At 44.8% G+C, this 20,363-nt stretch carries 17 protein-coding genes; 13 read left to right on the forward strand and 4 right to left on the reverse strand.

What is annotated here, in order from left to right; translation table 11 throughout:
* The first annotated feature begins 251 nt into the window (after window positions 1–251).
* From secE to rpoC, 8 genes are all read left to right on the forward strand, one after another.
* On the forward strand, window positions 252–629 hold the full coding sequence (gene secE, locus AACT19_RS24125) for a preprotein translocase subunit SecE (RefSeq protein WP_017073785.1): 378 nt from the start codon (window positions 252–254) through the stop codon (window positions 627–629).
* 13 nt (window positions 630–642) lie between these two features.
* The gene (nusG, locus tag AACT19_RS24130) at window positions 643–1,191 is read left to right on the forward strand and encodes a transcription termination/antitermination protein NusG (protein ID WP_012605006.1); all 549 of its coding nucleotides are present in this window, start codon (window positions 643–645) and stop codon (window positions 1,189–1,191) included.
* A gap of 212 nt (window positions 1,192–1,403) precedes the next feature.
* The gene (rplK, locus tag AACT19_RS24135; RefSeq protein ID WP_010435555.1) at window positions 1,404–1,832 is read left to right on the forward strand and encodes a 50S ribosomal protein L11; all 429 of its coding nucleotides are present in this window, start codon (window positions 1,404–1,406) and stop codon (window positions 1,830–1,832) included.
* Between the two features lie 4 nt (window positions 1,833–1,836).
* On the forward strand, window positions 1,837–2,541 hold the full coding sequence (gene rplA / locus AACT19_RS24140; protein WP_017077557.1) for a 50S ribosomal protein L1: 705 nt from the start codon (window positions 1,837–1,839) through the stop codon (window positions 2,539–2,541).
* 244 nt (window positions 2,542–2,785) lie between these two features.
* Window positions 2,786–3,280, forward strand: a complete 495-nt coding sequence (gene rplJ / locus AACT19_RS24145; RefSeq protein WP_017077558.1) for a 50S ribosomal protein L10 — start codon at window positions 2,786–2,788, stop codon at window positions 3,278–3,280.
* A 57-nt stretch (window positions 3,281–3,337) separates the two neighbouring features.
* A complete protein-coding gene (gene rplL / locus AACT19_RS24150) occupies window positions 3,338–3,703 on the forward strand; it encodes a 50S ribosomal protein L7/L12 (protein WP_004729770.1) in 366 nt (121 codons plus the stop codon).
* A 235-nt stretch (window positions 3,704–3,938) separates the two neighbouring features.
* The gene (gene rpoB / locus AACT19_RS24155) at window positions 3,939–7,967 is read left to right on the forward strand and encodes a DNA-directed RNA polymerase subunit beta (RefSeq protein ID WP_029222057.1); all 4,029 of its coding nucleotides are present in this window, start codon (window positions 3,939–3,941) and stop codon (window positions 7,965–7,967) included.
* 90 nt (window positions 7,968–8,057) lie between these two features.
* On the forward strand, window positions 8,058–12,260 hold the full coding sequence (gene rpoC, locus AACT19_RS24160) for a DNA-directed RNA polymerase subunit beta' (RefSeq protein WP_004729767.1): 4,203 nt from the start codon (window positions 8,058–8,060) through the stop codon (window positions 12,258–12,260).
* A gap of 359 nt (window positions 12,261–12,619) precedes the next feature.
* On the opposite strand, the gene AACT19_RS24165 is transcribed toward rpoC, so the two are convergent.
* On the reverse strand, window positions 12,620–13,117 hold the full coding sequence (locus AACT19_RS24165; RefSeq protein ID WP_017083833.1) for an Rsd/AlgQ family anti-sigma factor: 498 nt from the start codon (window positions 13,115–13,117) through the stop codon (window positions 12,620–12,622).
* A 164-nt stretch (window positions 13,118–13,281) separates the two neighbouring features.
* On the opposite strand from AACT19_RS24165, the gene nudC reads away from it, so the two are divergent.
* Both nudC and hemE read left to right on the forward strand, forming a co-directional pair.
* Window positions 13,282–14,091, forward strand: coding sequence for an NAD(+) diphosphatase (gene nudC, locus AACT19_RS24170; RefSeq protein ID WP_076649145.1), 810 nt, complete (start codon window positions 13,282–13,284; stop codon window positions 14,089–14,091).
* Between the two features lie 299 nt (window positions 14,092–14,390).
* Window positions 14,391–15,458, forward strand: coding sequence for a uroporphyrinogen decarboxylase (gene hemE, locus AACT19_RS24175; RefSeq protein ID WP_004729761.1), 1,068 nt, complete (start codon window positions 14,391–14,393; stop codon window positions 15,456–15,458).
* Between the two features lie 108 nt (window positions 15,459–15,566).
* Here hemE and AACT19_RS24180 read toward each other — a convergent pair whose 3' ends face one another.
* On the reverse strand, window positions 15,567–16,160 hold the full coding sequence (locus tag AACT19_RS24180) for a uracil-DNA glycosylase family protein (RefSeq protein ID WP_017085997.1): 594 nt from the start codon (window positions 16,158–16,160) through the stop codon (window positions 15,567–15,569).
* Window positions 16,160–17,086, reverse strand: a complete 927-nt coding sequence (locus AACT19_RS24185) for a D-2-hydroxyacid dehydrogenase (protein WP_076649147.1) — start codon at window positions 17,084–17,086, stop codon at window positions 16,160–16,162. Before AACT19_RS24185 ends, AACT19_RS24180 begins: the two co-directional genes overlap by 1 nt.
* 71 nt (window positions 17,087–17,157) lie before the next feature.
* On the opposite strand from AACT19_RS24185, the gene AACT19_RS24190 reads away from it, so the two are divergent.
* Complete coding sequence (locus AACT19_RS24190; RefSeq protein WP_004729756.1) at window positions 17,158–17,745, forward strand: YjaG family protein; 588 nt, start codon at window positions 17,158–17,160, stop codon at window positions 17,743–17,745.
* An 80-nt stretch (window positions 17,746–17,825) separates the two neighbouring features.
* On the opposite strand, the gene AACT19_RS24195 is transcribed toward AACT19_RS24190, so the two are convergent.
* Window positions 17,826–18,977: a CNNM domain-containing protein gene (locus tag AACT19_RS24195; protein WP_004729755.1), complete on the reverse strand. Its 1,152-nt coding sequence runs from the start codon at window positions 18,975–18,977 to the stop codon at window positions 17,826–17,828.
* 270 nt (window positions 18,978–19,247) lie between these two features.
* Here AACT19_RS24195 and hupA point away from each other — a divergent pair, with 270 nt between their 5' ends.
* Together hupA and AACT19_RS24205 are read left to right on the forward strand one after the other, a co-directional pair.
* Window positions 19,248–19,520, forward strand: a complete 273-nt coding sequence (gene hupA, locus AACT19_RS24200; RefSeq protein WP_004729753.1) for a nucleoid-associated protein HU-alpha — start codon at window positions 19,248–19,250, stop codon at window positions 19,518–19,520.
* A 47-nt stretch (window positions 19,521–19,567) separates the two neighbouring features.
* Window positions 19,568–20,266 carry a DUF1481 domain-containing protein gene (locus tag AACT19_RS24205; RefSeq protein WP_076649149.1) on the forward strand — a complete coding sequence of 233 codons (699 nt, stop codon included), beginning with the start codon at window positions 19,568–19,570 and terminating at the stop codon, window positions 20,264–20,266.
* Window positions 20,267–20,363: the final 97 nt, after the last annotated feature.

Consider the following 20,363-nt stretch of genomic DNA (forward strand, 5'->3'; position numbering starts at 1 on the left):
TGGTGTTGTAGCTAAAATCTTTGCATAAGATTTGACGAACCACTAGTAAAAAGGGCATCATTTGATGCCCTTTTTCTTCGCTGAAAAAAGAGTTGGATGTTTTGGCATCAATTTTAGCTCTTAGCAAAGAATTAAACGGTCTTTTTGACTAAAATGACTGTTAGATGTGTTGTTTTGCAACGCAAAGGAATGTGCCCTGCAACAGCGGGGTTATTGTCGTCTATATTTAAGACTTATCACAGGTTGGTTTTATGAAAGCAAACGCTGAAACTCCTGATAGCTCAGGTGCAGCAGATACAATGAAGTGGGTAGTCGCTTTTGTACTGTTGGCTGCTGCTGTTGTGGGTAATTACCTGTATGGTGAATTGTCTGTTGTAATTCGCGCTGCAGGTGTAGTTGTGCTGATTGCTGCCGCACTAGGCGTTGCAGCAACAACAGTTAAAGGTAAAGCTGCGATCGATTTTGCAAAAGAATCTCGTATGGAGATTCGTAAAGTTGTTTGGCCTACTCGCCAAGAAACTATGCAAACTACATTGATCGTTTTAGCTGTATGTATTGTTATGTCTCTAGTGCTTTGGGGAATTGACGGCATTATGGTCCGTTTAGTTTCTTTAGCGACTGGGGTGTAGAGGGTTCTGATTCATGAGTGAAGCTCCAAAAAAACGTTGGTATGTAGTTCAAGCCTTTTCTGGCTATGAAGGTCGTGTATCTCAATCGCTACGCGAACATATTAAAATGCACGACATGGAAGAGTTCTTTGGTGACGTTTTAGTACCTACTGAAGAAGTAGTGGAAATGCGTGCAGGTCAACGCCGTAAAAGCGAACGTAAGTTCTTCCCTGGCTACGTATTAGTGCAAATGATCATGAATGATGAATCATGGCACTTAGTGCGCAGTATCCCTCGTGTTATGGGCTTCATTGGTGGTACCTCTGATCGTCCTGCACCAATCACTGACAAAGAAGCTGATGCTATCTTGAACCGTCTAGAGAAAGCGAGCGAGTCTCCACGTCCTAAGACAATGTTCGAAGCGGGTGAAGTGGTTCGTGTGAACGATGGTCCGTTTGCTGATTTCAACGGTACAGTTGAAGAAGTAGATTACGAGAAAAGCCGCATTAAGGTATCTGTATCGATCTTTGGTCGTGCAACACCGGTTGAGCTTGAATTTGGTCAAGTTGAAAAGCTAGACTAAAACTCTAACTTTTGAACAAGCTGTGGATAAATGCTTCATAAGTTGTTCAAAATAAAAGAGTATAAAAAACCACCTTTTTAGGGTTGTTAAAGGCGCGAATTATGATTATAATTTCGCGCCTTTTTGCTTCTATCGAAGTAAGAAAGAGTTAATTGAAATTAAGGGGAGCTTGCCTTAGGGCTAGCGCATGTACCCAAAAATTAGGAAATATCATGGCTAAGAAAGTTGAAGCTTATATCAAACTGCAAGTTGCAGCTGGTATGGCAAACCCAAGTCCACCGGTTGGTCCTGCTCTAGGTCAACACGGCGTGAACATCATGGAATTCTGTAAAGCGTTCAACGCAAAAACAGAATCTGTTGAGAAAGGTCTACCTACTCCAGTAGTAATTACTGTTTACAACGACCGTTCTTTCACGTTCGTAACTAAGACTCCACCTGCTGCTGTTCTTCTTAAGAAAGCTGCTGGCGTTAAGTCTGGTTCAGGTCGTCCAAACACTGAGAAAGTTGGTACTGTAACTGACGCTCAAGTTCAGGAAATCGCAGAAACTAAAGCTGCTGATATGACTGGTGCTGACATCGAAGCAATGAAGCGTTCTATTGCTGGTACTGCTCGTTCAATGGGCCTAGTGGTAGAGGGATAAGATCATGGCAAAACTTACTAAGCGTATGCGCGTAATCCGCGACAAAGTTGAAGTAACTAAAGAATACGAAATCAACGAAGCTGTTGCTCTTCTTAAAGAACTAGCGACTGCTAAATTCGTTGAGTCTGTAGATGTTGCTGTTAACCTAGGCATCGATGCTCGTAAATCTGACCAAAACGTACGTGGCGCAACTGTGCTACCTCACGGTACTGGCCGTGAAATCCGCGTTGCTGTGTTCACTCAAGGTGCAAACGCAGAAGCAGCTAAAGCAGCTGGCGCAGATATCGTTGGTATGGAAGATCTTGCTGAGCAAGTGAAAAAAGGCGTAATGGACTTTGACGTTGTTGTTGCTTCTCCTGATGCAATGCGCGTTGTTGGTCAACTAGGTACAATCCTAGGTCCACGCGGTCTAATGCCAAACCCTAAAGTTGGTACTGTAACTCCTAACGTTGCTGAAGCGGTTAAGAACGCTAAAGCTGGTCAGGTTCGTTACCGTAACGACAAGAACGGTATCATCCACACTACTATCGGCAAAGCATCTTTCGAAGCTAACCAGCTTCAAGAGAACCTAGAAGCACTTCTAGTTGCTCTTAAGAAAGCTAAGCCTTCTTCAGCGAAAGGTACTTTCCTGAAGAAAGTAAGCATCTCTACTACGATGGGTGCTGGTGTTACTGTTGATCAAGCTAGTCTTGACACTCAAGCAAACTAATTTGCTTTGGCGCAGATTTAGTATATACTTCTGCGCCTAATATTTGTGGTTGGGTGGTTTTTGAAGCAATTCATAACTGTCTATCCCAAGACCGTAGGCGCTGAACCTTTTTAAGGTGAAGCTTAATAAAACCTACGTAGGCGATGTTGTCGTTTGAAATGAATTTATTCATTTTTGAATAACATCGTAAACGCTCAATGTATTTTATATTGAGTGCTGTAATCACAACCAGAGGTTAATCCAAATGGCTTTAAATCTTCAAGACAAAAAAGCAATTGTTGCTGAAGTCAACGAAGCAGCCAGTGGTGCACTTTCTGCAGTTGTAGCTGACTCTCGTGGCGTTACTGTTGGCGCGATGACTTCTCTACGTAAACAAGCTCGCGAAGCGGGTGTTTACATGAGAGTTGTTCGTAACACACTAGCACGCCGTGCAGTAGAAGGTACTGAGTATGAGTGTCTACAAGACACATTTACTGGTCCTAGCCTACTTGCGTTCTCTAACGAGCACCCTGGTGCTGCAGCGCGTCTTTTCAAAGACTTCGCTAAAGAGAACAAAACATTCGAGATCAAAGCTGCTGCATTTGAAGGCGCAGTTACTGATGCTGATGTACTAGCGACACTACCAACTTACGACGAAGCTATCGCACGCCTAATGATGTGCATGAAAGAAGCTTCTGCTGGCAAGCTGGTTCGTACTATCGCTGCTGTTCGCGACCAAAAAGAAGAAGCTGCGGCATAAGCCTTGCTTTTCACTGGTTGCTATTTAAACTTATTGTTGACTTAAAAGAGAATTGTTATGTCTATTACTAACGAGCAAATCCTAGACGCAGTTGCAGAAATGTCTGTAATGCAAGTTGTTGAGCTTATCGAAGCTATGGAAGAAAAATTCGGTGTTACTGCTGCTGCTGCAGTTGTAGCTGGTGGTGCTTCTGCTGAAGCTGCTGCTGAGCAAACTGAATTCGACGTTATCCTTACTGGCGCTGGCGCAAACAAAGTACAAGTTATCAAAGCTGTACGTGGCGCAACTGGCCTAGGTCTTAAAGAAGCTAAAGGTCTTGTAGACTCAGCTCCTGCAGCGCTTAAAGAAGGCGTTGACAAAGCTGAAGCTGAAGCTCTTAAAGCACAGCTAGAAGAAGTTGGCGCTTCTGTTGAAATCAAGTAATTATTACTTAATTTCCTAGCCGCAAGGCTATTGGCTGGTGGTTTATTAACCACCGGCCTTTTTGCGCTGTAGGGCTATGACGAATTTCCCGCTGTTTAACCGTCATAATCTGAGCAAAAAAACAGTCATTTTTTCGAAATGATTGTTCAACTACAGTAAACAGCTGTTTGTCACCGCCCCCTCTGAAGAGTGTTTTGGGTGGTTTGGGTCACTTATCAGCGAGCTGAGGAACCCCATGGTTTACTCTTATACCGAGAAAAAGCGCATCCGTAAGGATTTTGGTACTCGTCCACAAGTTTTGGACATTCCATACCTGTTATCGATCCAGCTTGATTCTTTCGATAAATTCATCGAACAGGATCCAGAAGGTCAATACGGTCTTGAAGCTGCTTTCCGTTCTGTATTTCCAATTCAGAGCTACAACGGCAATTCTGAGCTGCAATACGTTAGCTACCGTCTTGGTGAGCCAGTTTTTGACGTTAAAGAATGTCAAATCCGCGGTGTAACTTACTCAAAGCCACTACGCGTAAAACTACGTCTAGTTATCTTTGATCGAGACGCACCAGCAGGCACTGTAAAAGACATTAAAGAACAAGAAGTCTACATGGGCGAAATTCCGCTTATGACAGACAATGGTACTTTCGTAATTAATGGTACCGAGAGGGTTATCGTATCCCAGCTGCACCGAAGCCCAGGCGTGTTCTTCGACAGTGATAAGGGTAAGACCCACTCATCAGGTAAAGTTCTTTATAACGCACGTGTAATTCCTTACCGTGGCTCATGGTTAGACTTTGAGTTCGATCCTAAGGATAACTTATTCGTACGTATCGACCGTCGTCGTAAGCTACCAGCATCGATTATTCTTCGTGCACTTGGTAAATCGACTGAAGAGATCCTAGATCTGTTCTTCGACAAGGTGAACTTCGAAGTTAAAGACCAAACTCTACTTATGGAGTTGGTTCCTGATCGTCTACGTGGTGAAACTGCGTCATTCGACATCGAATCAAACGGTAAAACTTACGTTGAGACTGGTCGTCGTGTTACTGCTCGCCATATCCGTCAACTTGAAAAAGATGGCGTTGAGCACATCGAAGTACCAGTAGAGTACATCGTTGAAAAGATTGCTGCGAAAGATTACATCAACGAAGCAACTGGCGAGATCATCGTTGGCGCAAACCAAGAGATTAGCCTAGAAGCACTTGCTAACCTGTCTCAAGCAGGTCACAAGACTCTAGAAGTGCTGTTCACGAATGACCTAGACCATGGTCCATTCATGTCAGACACTCTACGTGCGGATAGCACAGTAGATCGCATCTCTGCATTGGTAGAAATCTACCGCATGATGCGCCCTGGCGAGCCACCAACGAAAGAAGCTGCAGAATCATTGTTCGAAAGCCTATTCTTCTCTGAAGACCGTTACGACCTATCAACTGTAGGCCGTATGAAATTCAACAGCTCTATCGAGCGTGAAGAAGAAGAAGAGCGCGGTACTCTGGATGAATCAGACATCATCGAAGTGATGAAGAAACTGATCGGCATCCGTAACGGCATTGGTGAAGTGGACGATATCGACCACCTTGGCAACCGTCGTATCCGTTCTGTAGGTGAAATGGCAGAAAACCAATTCCGTGTTGGTCTAGTTCGTGTAGAACGTGCCGTTAAAGAGCGCCTAAGCCTTGGTGACCTTGATGCAATCATGCCTCAAGATCTTATCAATGCTAAGCCGATCTCTGCTGCAGTTAAAGAATTCTTTGGCTCTTCACAGCTTTCACAGTTTATGGACCAAAACAACCCATTGTCAGAAGTTACGCACAAACGTCGTATCTCTGCTTTAGGTCCTGGTGGTCTTACTCGTGAGCGCGCAGGCTTCGAAGTACGTGACGTTCACGTAACTCACTACGGTCGTCTATGTCCGATCGAAACGCCTGAAGGTCCAAACATCGGTCTAATTAACTCGCTATCTGCGTTTGCACGTTGTAACGATTACGGTTTCCTAGAAACTCCGTACCGTCGTGTAGTAGATGGTGTAGTAACAGAAGAAGTTGATTACCTGTCTGCAATCCAGGAAGGTCAATTCGTAATCGCGCAAGCAAACACTATTCTTACAGAAGAAGGTACGTTTGCAGATGAGCTAATCACAGCTCGTCAAAAAGGTGAATCTGGTCTTCACCCACGCGAGCACGTTGACTACATGGACGTTGCGACAAACCAAGTAGTATCTATCGCTGCTTCGCTTATCCCGTTCCTAGAACACGATGATGCGAACCGTGCATTGATGGGTGCCAACATGCAACGTCAAGCGGTACCAACACTTAGAGCTGATAAGCCTCTAGTAGGTACTGGTATTGAACGTAACATCGCAGTTGACTCTGGTGTTACAGCGGTTGCTAAACGTGGTGGTCAAGTTCAGTCTGTAGACGCTTCTCGTATCGTAGTTAAGGTTAACGAAGATGAATTGGTACCTGGCGAAGCTGGTATCGATATCTACAACCTAACTAAGTACACGCGTTCGAACCAAAACACATGTATTAACCAACGTCCAACTGTACTTCCTGGTGAACCAGTTGCACGCGGTGATGTTCTTGCTGATGGTCCTTCAACTGACCTTGGTGAACTTGCTCTTGGCCAAAACATGCGTATCGCATTCATGCCTTGGAACGGTTACAACTTCGAAGACTCGATCTTAGTATCTGAGCGCGTAGTTCAAGAAGACCGTTTCACGACAATCCACATTCAAGAACTATCTTGTGTGGCTCGTGATACTAAGCTGGGTTCTGAAGAGATCACAGCTGATATTCCAAACGTAGGTGAGTCTGCTCTGTCTAAACTAGACGAGTCAGGTATCGTTTACATTGGTGCTGAAGTTAAGGGTGGCGACATCCTAGTTGGTAAAGTAACCCCTAAAGGTGAAACTCAACTGACTCCTGAAGAGAAGCTACTACGTGCTATCTTCGGTGAGAAAGCATCTGATGTTAAAGATACTTCTCTACGTGTACCAAACTCTGTTTCGGGTACTATCATCGATGTACAAGTCTTCACTCGCGATGGCGTAGAGAAAGACAAACGTGCACTTGAAATCGAACAGATGCAGCTTAAAGAAGCTAAGAAAGATCTAACTGAAGAGTTCCAAATTCTTGAGGGTGGCCTTCTTAACCGTGTTAAAGCTGTACTTCTGTCTGGTGGTTACTCTGAAGCTAAGCTTGATACTATCGGTCGTAAGCAATGGCTAGAGCAAGTTCTAGAAGACGATGCGCTACAAACACAGCTTGAGCAACTTGCTGAGCAGTGGGATGAGCTAAAAGCAGACTTCGATAAGAAGTTTGAAACTAAGCGTCGTAAAATCACTCAAGGTGATGATCTAGCGCCTGGCGTTCTTAAGATTGTTAAAGTTTACCTAGCGGTTAAACGTCGTATCCAGCCTGGTGATAAGATGGCCGGTCGTCACGGTAACAAAGGTGTAATCTCTAAGATTAACCCTGTTGAAGACATGCCATACGATGAGAAAGGTCAGCCTGTAGACATCGTACTTAACCCGCTGGGTGTACCATCGCGTATGAACATCGGTCAGATCCTAGAAGTTCACTTAGGTTTGGCTGCGAAAGGTATCGGTGACAAGATCAACCAAATGGTTAAGGAACAACAAGAACTGCATAAGTTCCGTGAGTTCCTACAGAAGGTTTATGATCTTGGTGATACTCGTCAGAAAGTTGATATTGCTGAACTGTCTGATGATCAAGTTCGTACACTGATTAAGAACCTACGTGGCGGTCTACCGATTGCTACTCCTGTGTTCGACGGTGCTTCTGAGTCTCTAATCAAAGAACTACTTAAACTGGGTGATCTGCCAGAATCTGGTCAGCTTAAACTGTTTGATGGTCGTACTGGTGATTCGTTTGAGCGTCCTGTAACTGTTGGTTACATGTACATGCTGAAACTGAACCACTTGGTTGATGACAAGATGCATGCTCGTTCAACTGGTTCTTACAGCCTAGTAACTCAGCAACCACTTGGTGGTAAAGCTCAGTTCGGTGGTCAGCGTTTCGGTGAGATGGAAGTATGGGCACTAGAAGCATACGGTGCTGCATATACTCTACAAGAAATGCTAACAGTTAAGTCGGATGACGTTAACGGCCGTACTAAGATGTATAAGAACATCGTAGATGGCAACCATAGCATGGAACCTGGCATGCCAGAGTCGTTCAACGTACTGTTGAAAGAGATTCGCTCGCTAGGTATCAACATCGAGCTAGAAGACGAAGAGTAATCCCTCTTTTTTATAAAGAAGATTGGATTACTTGGTAAAGGGGGCTCACTTTAGTCGGTGAGCTCCTTTAACTCCTTACAGGAGCTGAACGTGAAAGACTTATTAAACTTTCTAAAAGCACAGCATAAGACCGAAGAATTTGATGCAATCAAAATCGGTCTATCTTCACCAGACACGATCCGTTCGTGGTCTTTTGGTGAAGTTAAAAAGCCAGAAACAATTAACTATCGTACGTTCAAACCTGAACGTGATGGTCTGTTCTGTGCACGTATTTTTGGTCCAGTTAAAGACTACGAATGTCTTTGTGGCAAATACAAGCGCCTGAAGCACCGTGGTGTTATCTGTGAGAAGTGTGGCGTTGAAGTTACACAAACTAAAGTTCGTCGTGACCGTATGGGCCACATCGAGCTTGCTTCACCAGTTGCTCACATCTGGTTCCTAAAATCACTACCGTCTCGTATCGGTCTACTAATGGATATCCCTCTGCGTGATATCGAACGTGTTCTTTACTTCGAAATGTACGTAGTAACTGAACCGGGTATGACTGATCTAGAAAAATCTCAGATGCTTACTGAAGAAGAGTATCTGGATCGTCTAGAAGAGTGGGGTGACGAATTCACTGCTAAGATGGGTGCTGAAGCGATCAAAGATCTGCTTTCAACAATGGACCTTCATCAAGAAGTGGAAGAAATGCGCGAAGAGTTGGAAACAACTAACTCTGAAACTAAGCGTAAGAAAGTTACTAAGCGTTTGAAGCTAGTTGAAGCGTTCATCTCGTCAGGCAACAAGCCTGAGTGGATGATCCTAACTGTACTTCCAGTGCTACCGCCAGATCTTCGTCCTCTAGTACCTCTAGATGGCGGTCGTTTTGCGACTTCAGATCTGAACGACCTTTACCGTCGTGTGATCAACCGTAACAACCGTTTGAAGCGTCTTCTAGAGCTAGCGGCTCCAGACATCATCGTACGTAACGAAAAGCGTATGTTGCAAGAGTCTGTTGATGCCCTTCTAGATAACGGTCGTCGCGGTCGTGCGATCACGGGTTCTAACAAGCGTCCTCTGAAATCTCTTGCTGATATGATCAAGGGTAAACAAGGTCGTTTCCGTCAGAACCTTCTAGGTAAACGTGTAGACTACTCTGGCCGTTCTGTAATCACAGTAGGTCCATACCTTCGTCTACATCAGTGTGGTCTTCCTAAGAAGATGGCACTTGAGCTATTTAAGCCGTTCATCTACAGCAAGCTAGAGACTCGTGGCATGGCTACGACAATCAAAGCTGCTAAGAAAATGGTAGAGCGCGAAGAAGCGATCGTTTGGGATATCCTAGACGAAGTTATCCGTGAACACCCAGTACTGCTTAACCGTGCACCTACACTTCACCGTCTAGGTATCCAAGCGTTTGAACCAGTACTAATCGAAGGTAAAGCGATTCAGCTTCACCCACTAGTGTGTGCGGCATACAACGCCGACTTCGATGGTGACCAAATGGCTGTACACGTGCCTCTAACTCTAGAAGCACAGCTTGAAGCTCGTACTCTAATGATGTCGACGAATAACATTCTGTCGCCAGCATCAGGTGATCCGATCATCGTACCTTCTCAGGACGTTGTATTGGGTCTTTACTACATGACACGTGACAAGATCAACGTGAAAGGTGAAGGTATGTACCTTGCTGGCCCTGCTGAGGCTGAAAAGGCATACCGTACTAAGACTGCTGAGCTACATGCTCGCGTTAAAGTACGTATCACTGAAACAGTAGTAGACGAAGACGGCAATAGCACAACGAATACTGGCCTAGTAGATACGACTGTAGGTCGTGCAATGCTATGGCAGATCGTTCCTAAAGGCCTTCCGTACAGCATCGTTAACCAAAAGTTAGGTAAGAAGCAGATCTCTACTCTTCTTAACGAGTGTTACCGTAAGCTTGGTCTAAAAGATACAGTAGTATTTGCTGACCAAATCATGTACGCAGGTTTCGCATACGCGGCTCTTTCTGGTGTTTCTGTAGGTATCAACGATATGGTTGTTCCTCAAGCGAAATACGACGAGATTGAATCTGCTGAAGAAGAAGTTCGCGAAATCCAAGAGCAATTCCAATCTGGTCTTGTTACTGCGGGTGAGCGTTACAACAAAGTTATCGATATCTGGGCATCTACGAATGACCGCGTTGCGAAAGCAATGATGGATAACCTATCTTCTGAAACAGTTATTAACCGTGACGGCGAAGAAGAACAGCAAGAATCGTTCAACAGCATCTACATGATGGCCGACTCGGGCGCACGTGGTTCTGCAGCTCAGATTCGTCAGCTAGCAGGTATGCGTGGTCTGATGGCGCGTCCAGATGGTTCAATCATCGAAACGCCGATCACTGCGAACTTTAAAGAAGGTCTAAACGTCCTTCAGTACTTTATCTCAACGCACGGTGCTCGTAAGGGTCTTGCGGATACAGCACTGAAAACAGCAAACTCGGGTTACCTAACTCGTCGTCTAGTAGACGTTGCTCAAGACGTTGTAGTACACGAACATGACTGTGGCACGCATGAAGGTATCGACATGATGCCTCACATCGAAGGTGGTGACGTTAAAGTTGCACTTTCTGAGCTTGCTCTTGGTCGTGTTGTTGCTGAAGATGTTCTTAAGCCTGGTACTGAAGATGTACTGATTCCACGTAATACTCTGATTGATGAGAAGTGGTGTCAAATCATGGAAGACAACTCAGTAGATAGCATGAAAGTGCGCTCTGTTGTTACCTGTGATGCAGACTTCGGTTGTTGTGCACAGTGTTACGGTCGTGACCTAGCACGTGGTCACCTAGTGAACCAAGGTGAAGCAGTTGGTGTTATCGCTGCACAATCTATCGGTGAACCGGGTACACAGCTAACGATGCGTACGTTCCACATCGGTGGTGCGGCATCTACTGCAGCAGCAGAGAACAGCATCCAAGCTAAGACAACTGGTACTGTGAAGCTTCACAATGCTAAGTTCGTAACTAACAAAGATAAGAAACTGGTTATCACTTCTCGTGCATCTGAGATGACGATTATTGATGAATTCGGCCGTACTAAAGAGAAGCACAAACTTCCTTACGGTTCGATGCTAACCAAAGGCGACAACGCAGCAGTTACTGCTGGTGAAGTTGTAGCTAACTGGGAAGCGCATACCATGCCAATCATCACTGAAGTGGCAGGTCGTATCCAATTCGTAGATATGATCGATGGTATTACAGTTTCTCGTAACACTGACGATCTAACGGGTCTTTCTTCAAGTGAAGTTACAGACGCAGCAGCTCGCCCAGCAGCAGGTAAAGATATGCGTCCAGCTATCAAACTTGTTGATGAGCAAGGTAACGACGTAATGATCCCTGGTACTGATATGCCAGCTCACTACTTCCTACCTGGCAAAGCGATTGTAAACATCGAAGATGGCGCTGAAGTTGGCATTGGTGACACACTATCTCGTATCCCTCAAAAATCGAGCGGAAACAAAGATATCACCGGTGGTCTACCACGCGTAGCTGACCTATTCGAAGCTCGTAAGCCTAAAGAGCCTGCGATCCTTGCTGAGCACACAGGTACTGTGTCTTTCGGTAAAGAAACGAAAGGTAAGCGTCGTCTAGTAATCACTCGTGAAGGCGGTGACGCTTACGAAGAGATGATTCCTAAGCATCGTCAATTGAACGTGTTCGAAGGTGAGAAGATTGAACGTGGTGATGTAATCGCCGACGGTCCTGAAACTCCACACGATATCCTGCGTCTACGTGGTATCCACGCAGTAACTCAGTACATCGCGAACGAAGTTCAAGAAGTTTACCGCTTACAAGGCGTAAAGATTAACGACAAGCACATTGAGACTATCGTTCGTCAAATGCTACGTAAGTGTACAATCACTCATTCTGGTGACTCTCCGTTCCTACCTGGCGAACAAGTTGAGTACCACAATGTTAAGATTGCTAACCGTAAGCTAGAAGCTGAAGGTAAAGAACTAGTACGTTTCGAACGTGATCTACTAGGTATTACTAAAGCATCTCTTGCAACTGAGTCATTCATCTCAGCTGCATCGTTCCAAGAAACGACTCGCGTACTAACAGAAGCTGCGGTTTCTGGTAAGCGTGATGACCTTCGCGGTCTGAAAGAGAACGTAATTGTTGGTCGTCTGATCCCAGCTGGTACTGGTTTCGCATACCACCAAGAGCGTCAAAAGCAACGTGAAGAAGAGCAAGAAGGTCCTTCAGCTGAACAAGCTACTGACAATCTAGCAGCACTTCTAAACGCTGGTTTCTCTTCAGAAGAGTAAGCTCTACGAGTAGTCTCTAAGAGATAAGAAAAGGCACCTTCGGGTGCCTTTTTTGTATCTGGCGTATAGGTGTTTAACTAGAGGTTTATAGATTAGAAGTTGATAGGTATGCTTGCTTGCAGATTGCTTGGCTGGTGGACTTAGTCGATAGTACTTTATCGAAGGCAGCTTGCGCGTTAACAGGGAGGCAGAGGGAGGCGCAGAGGATGAAACCGGTGAGAAGTGTTACGTCGGGTTATCGCAAAACATCAGAATAGAGACGAACCAATAGGCTCTGATAAAAGAGTTGGATGTGTCAGGTAACGCTACAGACAAAACAAAAAGCTTGCACAGAGGCAAGCTTAGAAGATGTTAAGCCATTAAGCTCCTGGTGGAACCGCTAGGCTGTCGGCAATTTGTTGTATCAGTTGGTCTTCAACCGCAAACCTAGCCTCAAGAATCTCACCTACGAGTGACAGTTCACTATCAAAGCTTTCTAATGTATCACTAGCTTCAATGGCGGCGTATTTGTCGGTGAAGTTGAGCAGAGGGTCCGTGGTAAGGACGATATGACCATAAGACTGGTTGATTTCGTCTGTCGCTTTGAAGCCAGTAGACTGCCATTTGTCCATCACCATGTCATAGATTTTGAAATGACCTTCGGAGATGTAATCAACAAGATGTTGGCTGAATTTTTGGAGTTCTTCTGGAGAAGGCAGTTCAGTGATTGCAGTTGCTTTCGACGATGAAGGCTGTAGAGCGGCAAGCTTACAATACTCAACGATTAGAGACTGTCGAGTTTCGAGCCAATGATCGATGACCTCATTAGAGCCACCCCATTGTTCTTGTATTTGTTTGAATTTATTTAGCATGACCATGTCCTCATGATCTGATCACAACCTTGTGATCAAGTAATTGCCTAAGCAAGGTCCATTTATTGGTATCTACTAAAAGTAATAGTTTGAATTATTCTCTGCTACAACTCTAGTATGAAATTAGATTGCCAGTAAAATGAACGAACTGCAAGCAATGAGGCATAGGGATGTTAAAAAAAAGTGATAACAAAATGACAGAGCAAGCTTATTGGTGCGTCGTTTCAGGTAGTGATATTTGGGTTAATAATGATCAGTTTCCTTATGGCTCAGCAGAGGAGCTAGGGCTGAGTGTCGAGCATGCAATCTGTATTGGTCAGCATCAAGGTCGTAAGGTGTATTGGCTCAACGACTGTGATGTTGAGAGTGATCTGACCATGATAAACCTACGTGAGTTATTGCACTGGCCTGAATCGAGTTTTCTGACAGCAAGCAAAGCTATCCAGTATGGGCACATGACGCAAAGTATGCGTTTTTGCCCTCAGTGTGGCGGTCGTAATCACCTAAACCATAATCAGGTGGCGATGCAATGCGGAGACTGCCGAACGCTTCATTATCCTCGCATCTTCCCATGCATCATTGTCGCTGTACGAAACGACAACAAGATATTGCTCGCACAGCACCCAAGACATAAAACAGGTATGTATACCGTGATAGCGGGCTTCCTAGAGGTTGGAGAGACCTTAGAGCTGTGCGTGGCAAGAGAAGTCAAAGAAGAGACAGGCATCGATGTCAGTAATATTCGTTACTTTGCCAGCCAGCCATGGGCGTTTCCGTCGAGTATGATGATGGCCTTTCTGGCTGACTATGCTGGTGGAACGCTTAAACCAGATTACAGTGAATTGTCGGATGCCCAATGGTTTGATGTAACAAGCCTGCCTGATGTTGCTCCAGTAGGAACGATTGCGAGACAATTGATTGAGAAAACTGTGGGTGACGTGATGAAAGATGGTGTGACGGAGCAGACGATAGAGTACTAATTTACCTATGATAGTATTTGGCCTATAGGTGGTCAAAAGCTAAAAAAAACCCTCCACAAGTGGAGGGGGTAAGTAAGATGTCGTTATGAGATGCTGAGTAGTGACTACTCAGATGTTATAATTGTAATTTTCGCTAGCGAACAAATTTTTAACATGCTCCCGTAATTGGGTGCAAACTAAGCATTGATTTAAAAGTTAATAACTTGATCTAGGTTGCAAAGCACACAGCTTTTACCCTTCAATCAGTGTTAGAATACTTGCCATCAAAACTAGACAAGATTGAATTGGAATTTAACGGAATGACCGAATTAAAAAACGATCGCTATTTACGCGCACTTTTAAAACAGCCTGTTGATTACACACCAGTATGGATGATGCGCCAAGCTGGCCGCTATCTTCCAGAGTACAAAGCAACGCGCGCTGAAGCGGGCGATTTCATGTCTTTGTGCAAAAACGCTGAACTGGCATCAGAAGTAACACTTCAACCTTTACGTCGTTTCCCGCTTGATGCGGCAATCTTGTTCTCTGACATCCTAACTATCCCTGATGCAATGGGCTTAGGCTTGTACTTTGAAACTGGTGAAGGTCCTAAGTTTGAACGTCCTATCACATGTAAAGCTGACGTAGAGAAGATTGGCCTACCTGATCCAGAAGGCGAGCTTCAATACGTAATGAATGCTGTTCGTCAGATCCGTAAAGACCTGAAAGGCGAAGTGCCATTGATTGGTTTCTCTGGTAGCCCTTGGACACTGGCAACTTACATGGTTGAAGGCAGCAGCTCGAAGGCGTTTACTAAGATCAAGAAGATGATGTACGCAGAGCCACAAACACTGCATTTACTTCTAGATAAGCTGGCTGACACCGTTATTGAATACCTGAACGCGCAAATTAAAGCGGGTGCACAATCGGTAATGGTATTCGACACATGGGGTGGTGTACTTACTCCGCGTGACTACAACCTGTTCTCACTACAGTACATGCACAAAATTGTAGATGGCCTAATCCGTGAAAACGAAGGTCGCCGTGTACCGGTTACTCTGTTCACTAAGAACGGTGGCATGTGGCTAGAATCTATCGCAGCGACTGGCTGTGATGCGGTAGGCCTAGACTGGACAATCAATATTGCGGATGCAAAAGCGCGTATTGGCGATAAAGTGGCTCTACAAGGCAACATGGACCCATCAGTGCTTTACGCACAACCTGAGCGTATTCGTGAAGAAGTCGGCACTATCCTTGAAGGTTTTGGTGACGGCGGTACTGGTCACGTATTTAACCTTGGCCATGGTATTCACCTAGATGTGCCACCAGAGAATGCTGGTGTATTTGTGGACGCAGTTCATGACCTATCTAAGCCATACCATAAGTAATTAAGTATGTGTTTTTAGAAAAAGCGCTGTCGAGAAATCGGCAGCGCTTTTTTATTACCTTTTTATCCGCATCCAATATCGGCTTCATCACCGTGGATGTGCAGCTAATTAGGTATTTGGATCATGATAGGCCAAATGCTCCGAGATGTGCTTTTGGATGTAAGGAATAACATCACTTTCAAACCAAGGGTTCTTCTTGAGCCAGATATTATTGCGTGGCGAAGGGTGAGGTAGCGGCAAAAACTCAGGCGCCCATCTTTGCCAATTACGCACGGTTTCTGTCAGTGTGCTGGTGGTTTTGTTTGTCAGGTAATGGTTTTGTGCGTACTGGCCAATCAGCAGTGTCATTTGAATGTTGGGTAGCGATTGCAGCACTTTGTTATGCCAAAGCTCCGCACACTCTTTACGTGGTGGGAGATCGCCACTCTTTCCCTTTCCCGGATAACAAAACCCCATAGGAACAATCGCGACTTTTTGTTCGTCATAAAACGTATCGCTATCTATCCCTAACCATTCTCTTAATCGTTCGCCACTGGCATCATTCCAAGGGATCGATGACTCATGAACTTTGATGCCGGGTGCCTGCCCAATGATAAGCAAGCGCGCGTTTGGGTGCGCTTGAATTACCGGGTTAGCACCGTGTGATAGGTGAGGCTCACAAGCTCGGCATTGTCGAATCTCTTTGAGTAACGATGAGGGCATCAGTAACCTTTATCAAAATCGATGACATGGTTAAGTTTAAAGCCATCTCGCCACTGTTGGTAATTCTCGGCGAAGATCTCTACCACCTGCCTTGGCTCACTCAGCGCTGCAATGTGCGGGGTGATGGTCACTTGCGGTAATGTCCAGAAAGGGTGCTCCTGCGAGAGGGGCTCACTTTCAAACACATCCAAGAAAGCATGCTCAACCCACTTATTCTTAATCGCTAGCAGCAAGGCTTTGTTATCTAAGCTCTCTCCTCTGCCAACATTAAACAGCAGTACATTCGAGCAGTAACTTAAGGTCGTTTGATTGAGTAATTGATAGGTTTCAGCTGTTGATGGCAAGGTGTTGACCACAATATCTGCTTGCTTAAGGGCAGCCTCTATCTCATTGATGTGGAAAGTGTCTTTAAAGGTCTCTTGCTTTGATGGGATGCCGGTACGGTTGACTCCAATGGTATGAATACCAAAGGCAGCTGCGGTTTTCGCTAAATGACTTCCGATTGAACCTGTTCCTAAAATCACCATGGTTTTGTCAGTTAGGCTAGTATATAGCTGTGGCTGCCAGCTTCGTTGTGCTTGTTGCTGGTGGTAGTGAGGGAAGTGTCTACAGTGGCTGATCGTGTAACCTAACACGTATTCAGCAATCGCAGGGCCGAAGATGCCTTTGACGTTGGTCAGCGTATAATCTTGACGAAGATCCGGCTGAGTGAGTTTATTGATTCCTGCGTAGGTACTTTGCACCCAGTCTAGATGTTTAAACTCATTAAGTCGCTCCGCGATTAAAGGAGGAGAAGCCAGCATGATCTCAGCTAATTCGGGGTTTTGAGTGATTTCGAGGTCAGGTAACCCTTGGTTTAGAATCAGTTGCGTATAAGTATCGTCATGCTCAGTAAGAATATAGAGCTTATTCGTAAAATTGTTCATCGGCCTACCTTTTCCATCCTAGGTTTATCAAGTACACTTTCGCTGTCTTTTTCTGCAATTATTGAGTGACTATGCTTCAGAATCCACTGCAGGTTCGTCTAGAAAAGTTAGAACCTTGGCAACAAATTACCTTTATGGCGTGTCTATGTGAGCGTATGTACCCTAACTATGCCATGTTTTGTGAGAATACAGAATTTGCGGAAGCTCGAATCTATCGTGATGTTTTGGATAGCATTTGGGAAATCCTAACCGTTAAAACGGCAAAGGTGAATTTTGAGCGTCAGCTTGAGAAAGTCGAAGAGCTATTCCCAAGTGGAGATGATTTTGATTTCTACGGTGTTTACCCTGCTATGGACGCGTGCCAAGGCTTAGCAACGTTAATCCATGGCTTACTTGACCGTGAGCATCTGCTTGAAACTGTCATTAAAGTGAGTCAACAATCGGTGAAGACGGTTGCTGAGCTTGAGTTTGCTCAAGGCGCTGAAGAAGTGACAAACGAAAACCAGAAAGAAAACGAAGCGGTGTGTGAAGAGTGGGACGTTCAGTGGGCCATCTTCCGACCTCTACGTGAAACGACTGAGCGTGACCTAGAATTGATTAAAGATCTGCGTCATGAACTGCGTGAAGACCCAGTAAGTAACATTGGTGTAGCGTTATAATTCGCTATCGCATCAAAGTACGAATAAAAACAAAGGCTCCCTAGGGAGCCTTTGTTGTATCTGACGTTATCAAATTGAGATTAAGCGTCTTTTTTGTCTTCTTTTTGAACCTTGTCTTCATCCACTGACTTTGAGTCTGAGGTGTCGTTGTCTGTTAGAGTTTTTTCCTCTAGCTCGTCCTCTTCATCGCGGTTTTCGATAACACCGTGTGTTTCTTTCCACTGTTCCCAACGCTGAAATGCCAGTTCTTGCATGTCAGTTGTCTTATCTGCCTCGTCGACGATCTCTTCGCCCACTAGGTGCTCAAAGATATCTTCTAGGGTGATGATGCCCTGAATCGTACCGTACTCGTCAACTACTAAGGAAAGCTGCAGGCGGTTTGCCATCATTTGGTCAAAGGCTTTAGCCAAGCCCATGTTGTTCAGCAACACGTGGATAGGGCGCATTACTTCACCCAGAGCTTTCTCGCCACAACCCGCTTGTTGTAATCTAAACAGCTCCAGACGGTGCACAAAACCAATGATGTTGTCAGTTTGCTCGCTGTAAACTAATGGGCGCGAGAATGGTGTGTCTTTGTGCTGCTCTAGGAACGTATTCACGCTCATTTCGGCATCGACGCGGAATACAACAGGGCGCGGTGTCATCACTTGCGTCACGGGCACATCTTGAATGCCTAATAGGTTGCTCAGAATTTTTGATTCGCCTTCAGCAAACTCACCACTTTCTTTTGCCAAAATAGCCATTGCAGACAGCTCATCACGCATTTTTGGAGCTTGGTGGCCACGAGCAAGACGTTTGGTGATCTGTTCTGAGAACCAGACAAACGGTGTTAGGAAGAAAACCATCCAGCGAAGTACGTTTGATGATGCTGGAGCAAGTTGACGCCAGTAGGTTGCACCAATGGTTTTTGGAACAATCTCAGACAAAACCAAAATACCCAAAGTCAGTACGGCAGAGAATACACCTAACCATTGGCTACCAAAAACCACAGCCGCTTGTGCACCTGCCGTCGCAGCACCGATTGTGTGCGCGATGGTGTTGAGCGTTAAAATTGACGCGAGTGGGCGGTCAATGTCTGTTTTCAGTTTGTCTAAAGACTCTGCTGCAGGGTGCCCATTTTGTTTTAGTTGAGCAATATAGCTCGGACTAATACTCAAAAGTACAGCTTCTAAAACAGAACAAATGAAAGAAACTCCAATAGCAATGGAGACGTAAATAGTTAGCAGCAGCATGTTTGCCCTTAAATTAAATTGTACGCTTTAACAGCGATTCAGCGTGGATTATAGAGATAAAGTAGTGGCTAGGTCATCATTAATTTGCCTCTCAGCCCCTTTTAAACAAGGGCTTACTCAATAAAATCAGTAACAAATTGTGAGTTATTACTCATATTATGGCTAAAACTACGGCATTAGAGCTAAAGATCGACGACAAACCTTTGCCAGATGGGGCATTTATGTTTTAGAGTAAATTGAATTCAAAAATACAAAGAAGGGAAACCTAAAATGAACAAGACTCAATTAATCGACTTTATTGCTGAAAAAGCGGACCTTTCTAAAGCACAAGCTAAAGCTGCTCTAGAAGCGACTCTTGGTGGTGTTACAGATGCTCTTAAAGATGGCGATCAAGTTCAGCTAATTGGTTTTGGTACTTTTAAAGTAAACCACCGTGCAGCTCGCACTGGTCGTAACCCAAAAACTGGTGATGAGATCCAAATCGCTGCTGCAAATGTTCCAGCATTTGTTGCAGGTAAAGCGCTGAAAGATTCAGTGAAATAATCTAAACTGTACCGAGGTAGTCGTATTCCACCTCGGTACAGGTTTTTATGAAAAAAGCATTTCTTCTCGTTTCACTATTATCTACATTCCTCATTGGCTGTTCATCGACCAGCCCCAGCAAAAACCTAGAGCAATTTGAAACTCACACCGGCGGCCAAGTCATGGGCGACGCGACAAGTTTTTACTGGGTTACTAATAAACTAACACAACCTCATTCTTCAGCTGACTATGTCACTGTCGGCGATTACGGCTGGTACCAAACTGACTATGCTTGGTCGGAAGGTATACTTCGTGAATTTGTTCGTGAAGGCGAACAGCGTAATTCATCGAATAAGCTGGTGCCTTATCGTGTTCATGTGCGTTTCAACAAGTCAGGCGAGGCTGTGTATCAGCAATATCGTATTGACAGCAAAATCTTACCTATCCAAGCCAAGCAGCTTGAAAACTATCAGAAAGAAGCGACGTCGGTTCTAGAGACCACAACGAAGCAGCATGATGAAGGGCTTAGGCTGATTCAGGGTTACTGGAATGGCAGCTCTTTTAAAACGTGCGCTGGTGGTGAGTTTGATCGCATTGAATTTAACCAGACCTTACCAGGCTTCGTGATTGACCGATTGGCGTCTGTGGAAAGCTATGCGGCGTTTCTTGGCAGTGACTTACTCGGTAAGATGAGCGTAGAAGAGTTACTGATGCTGGCTGAAGACAGTCATGATTGTGCCGTAAGGCCATCGTTGCTGAAAGAATAAAAAGCAATCAAAGAATTAAGAGTATTTGGCCTACTGTAGGCTAAGTGCTTATTTGCCTGTACAAATACAGTTTCTTGTGTAATACCAATTCCATTAA

It is taken from the genome of Vibrio sp. 10N.222.47.A9 (genome assembly GCF_963872585.1).
In the GTDB taxonomy this organism is placed as follows: domain Bacteria; phylum Pseudomonadota; class Gammaproteobacteria; order Enterobacterales; family Vibrionaceae; genus Vibrio; species Vibrio splendidus.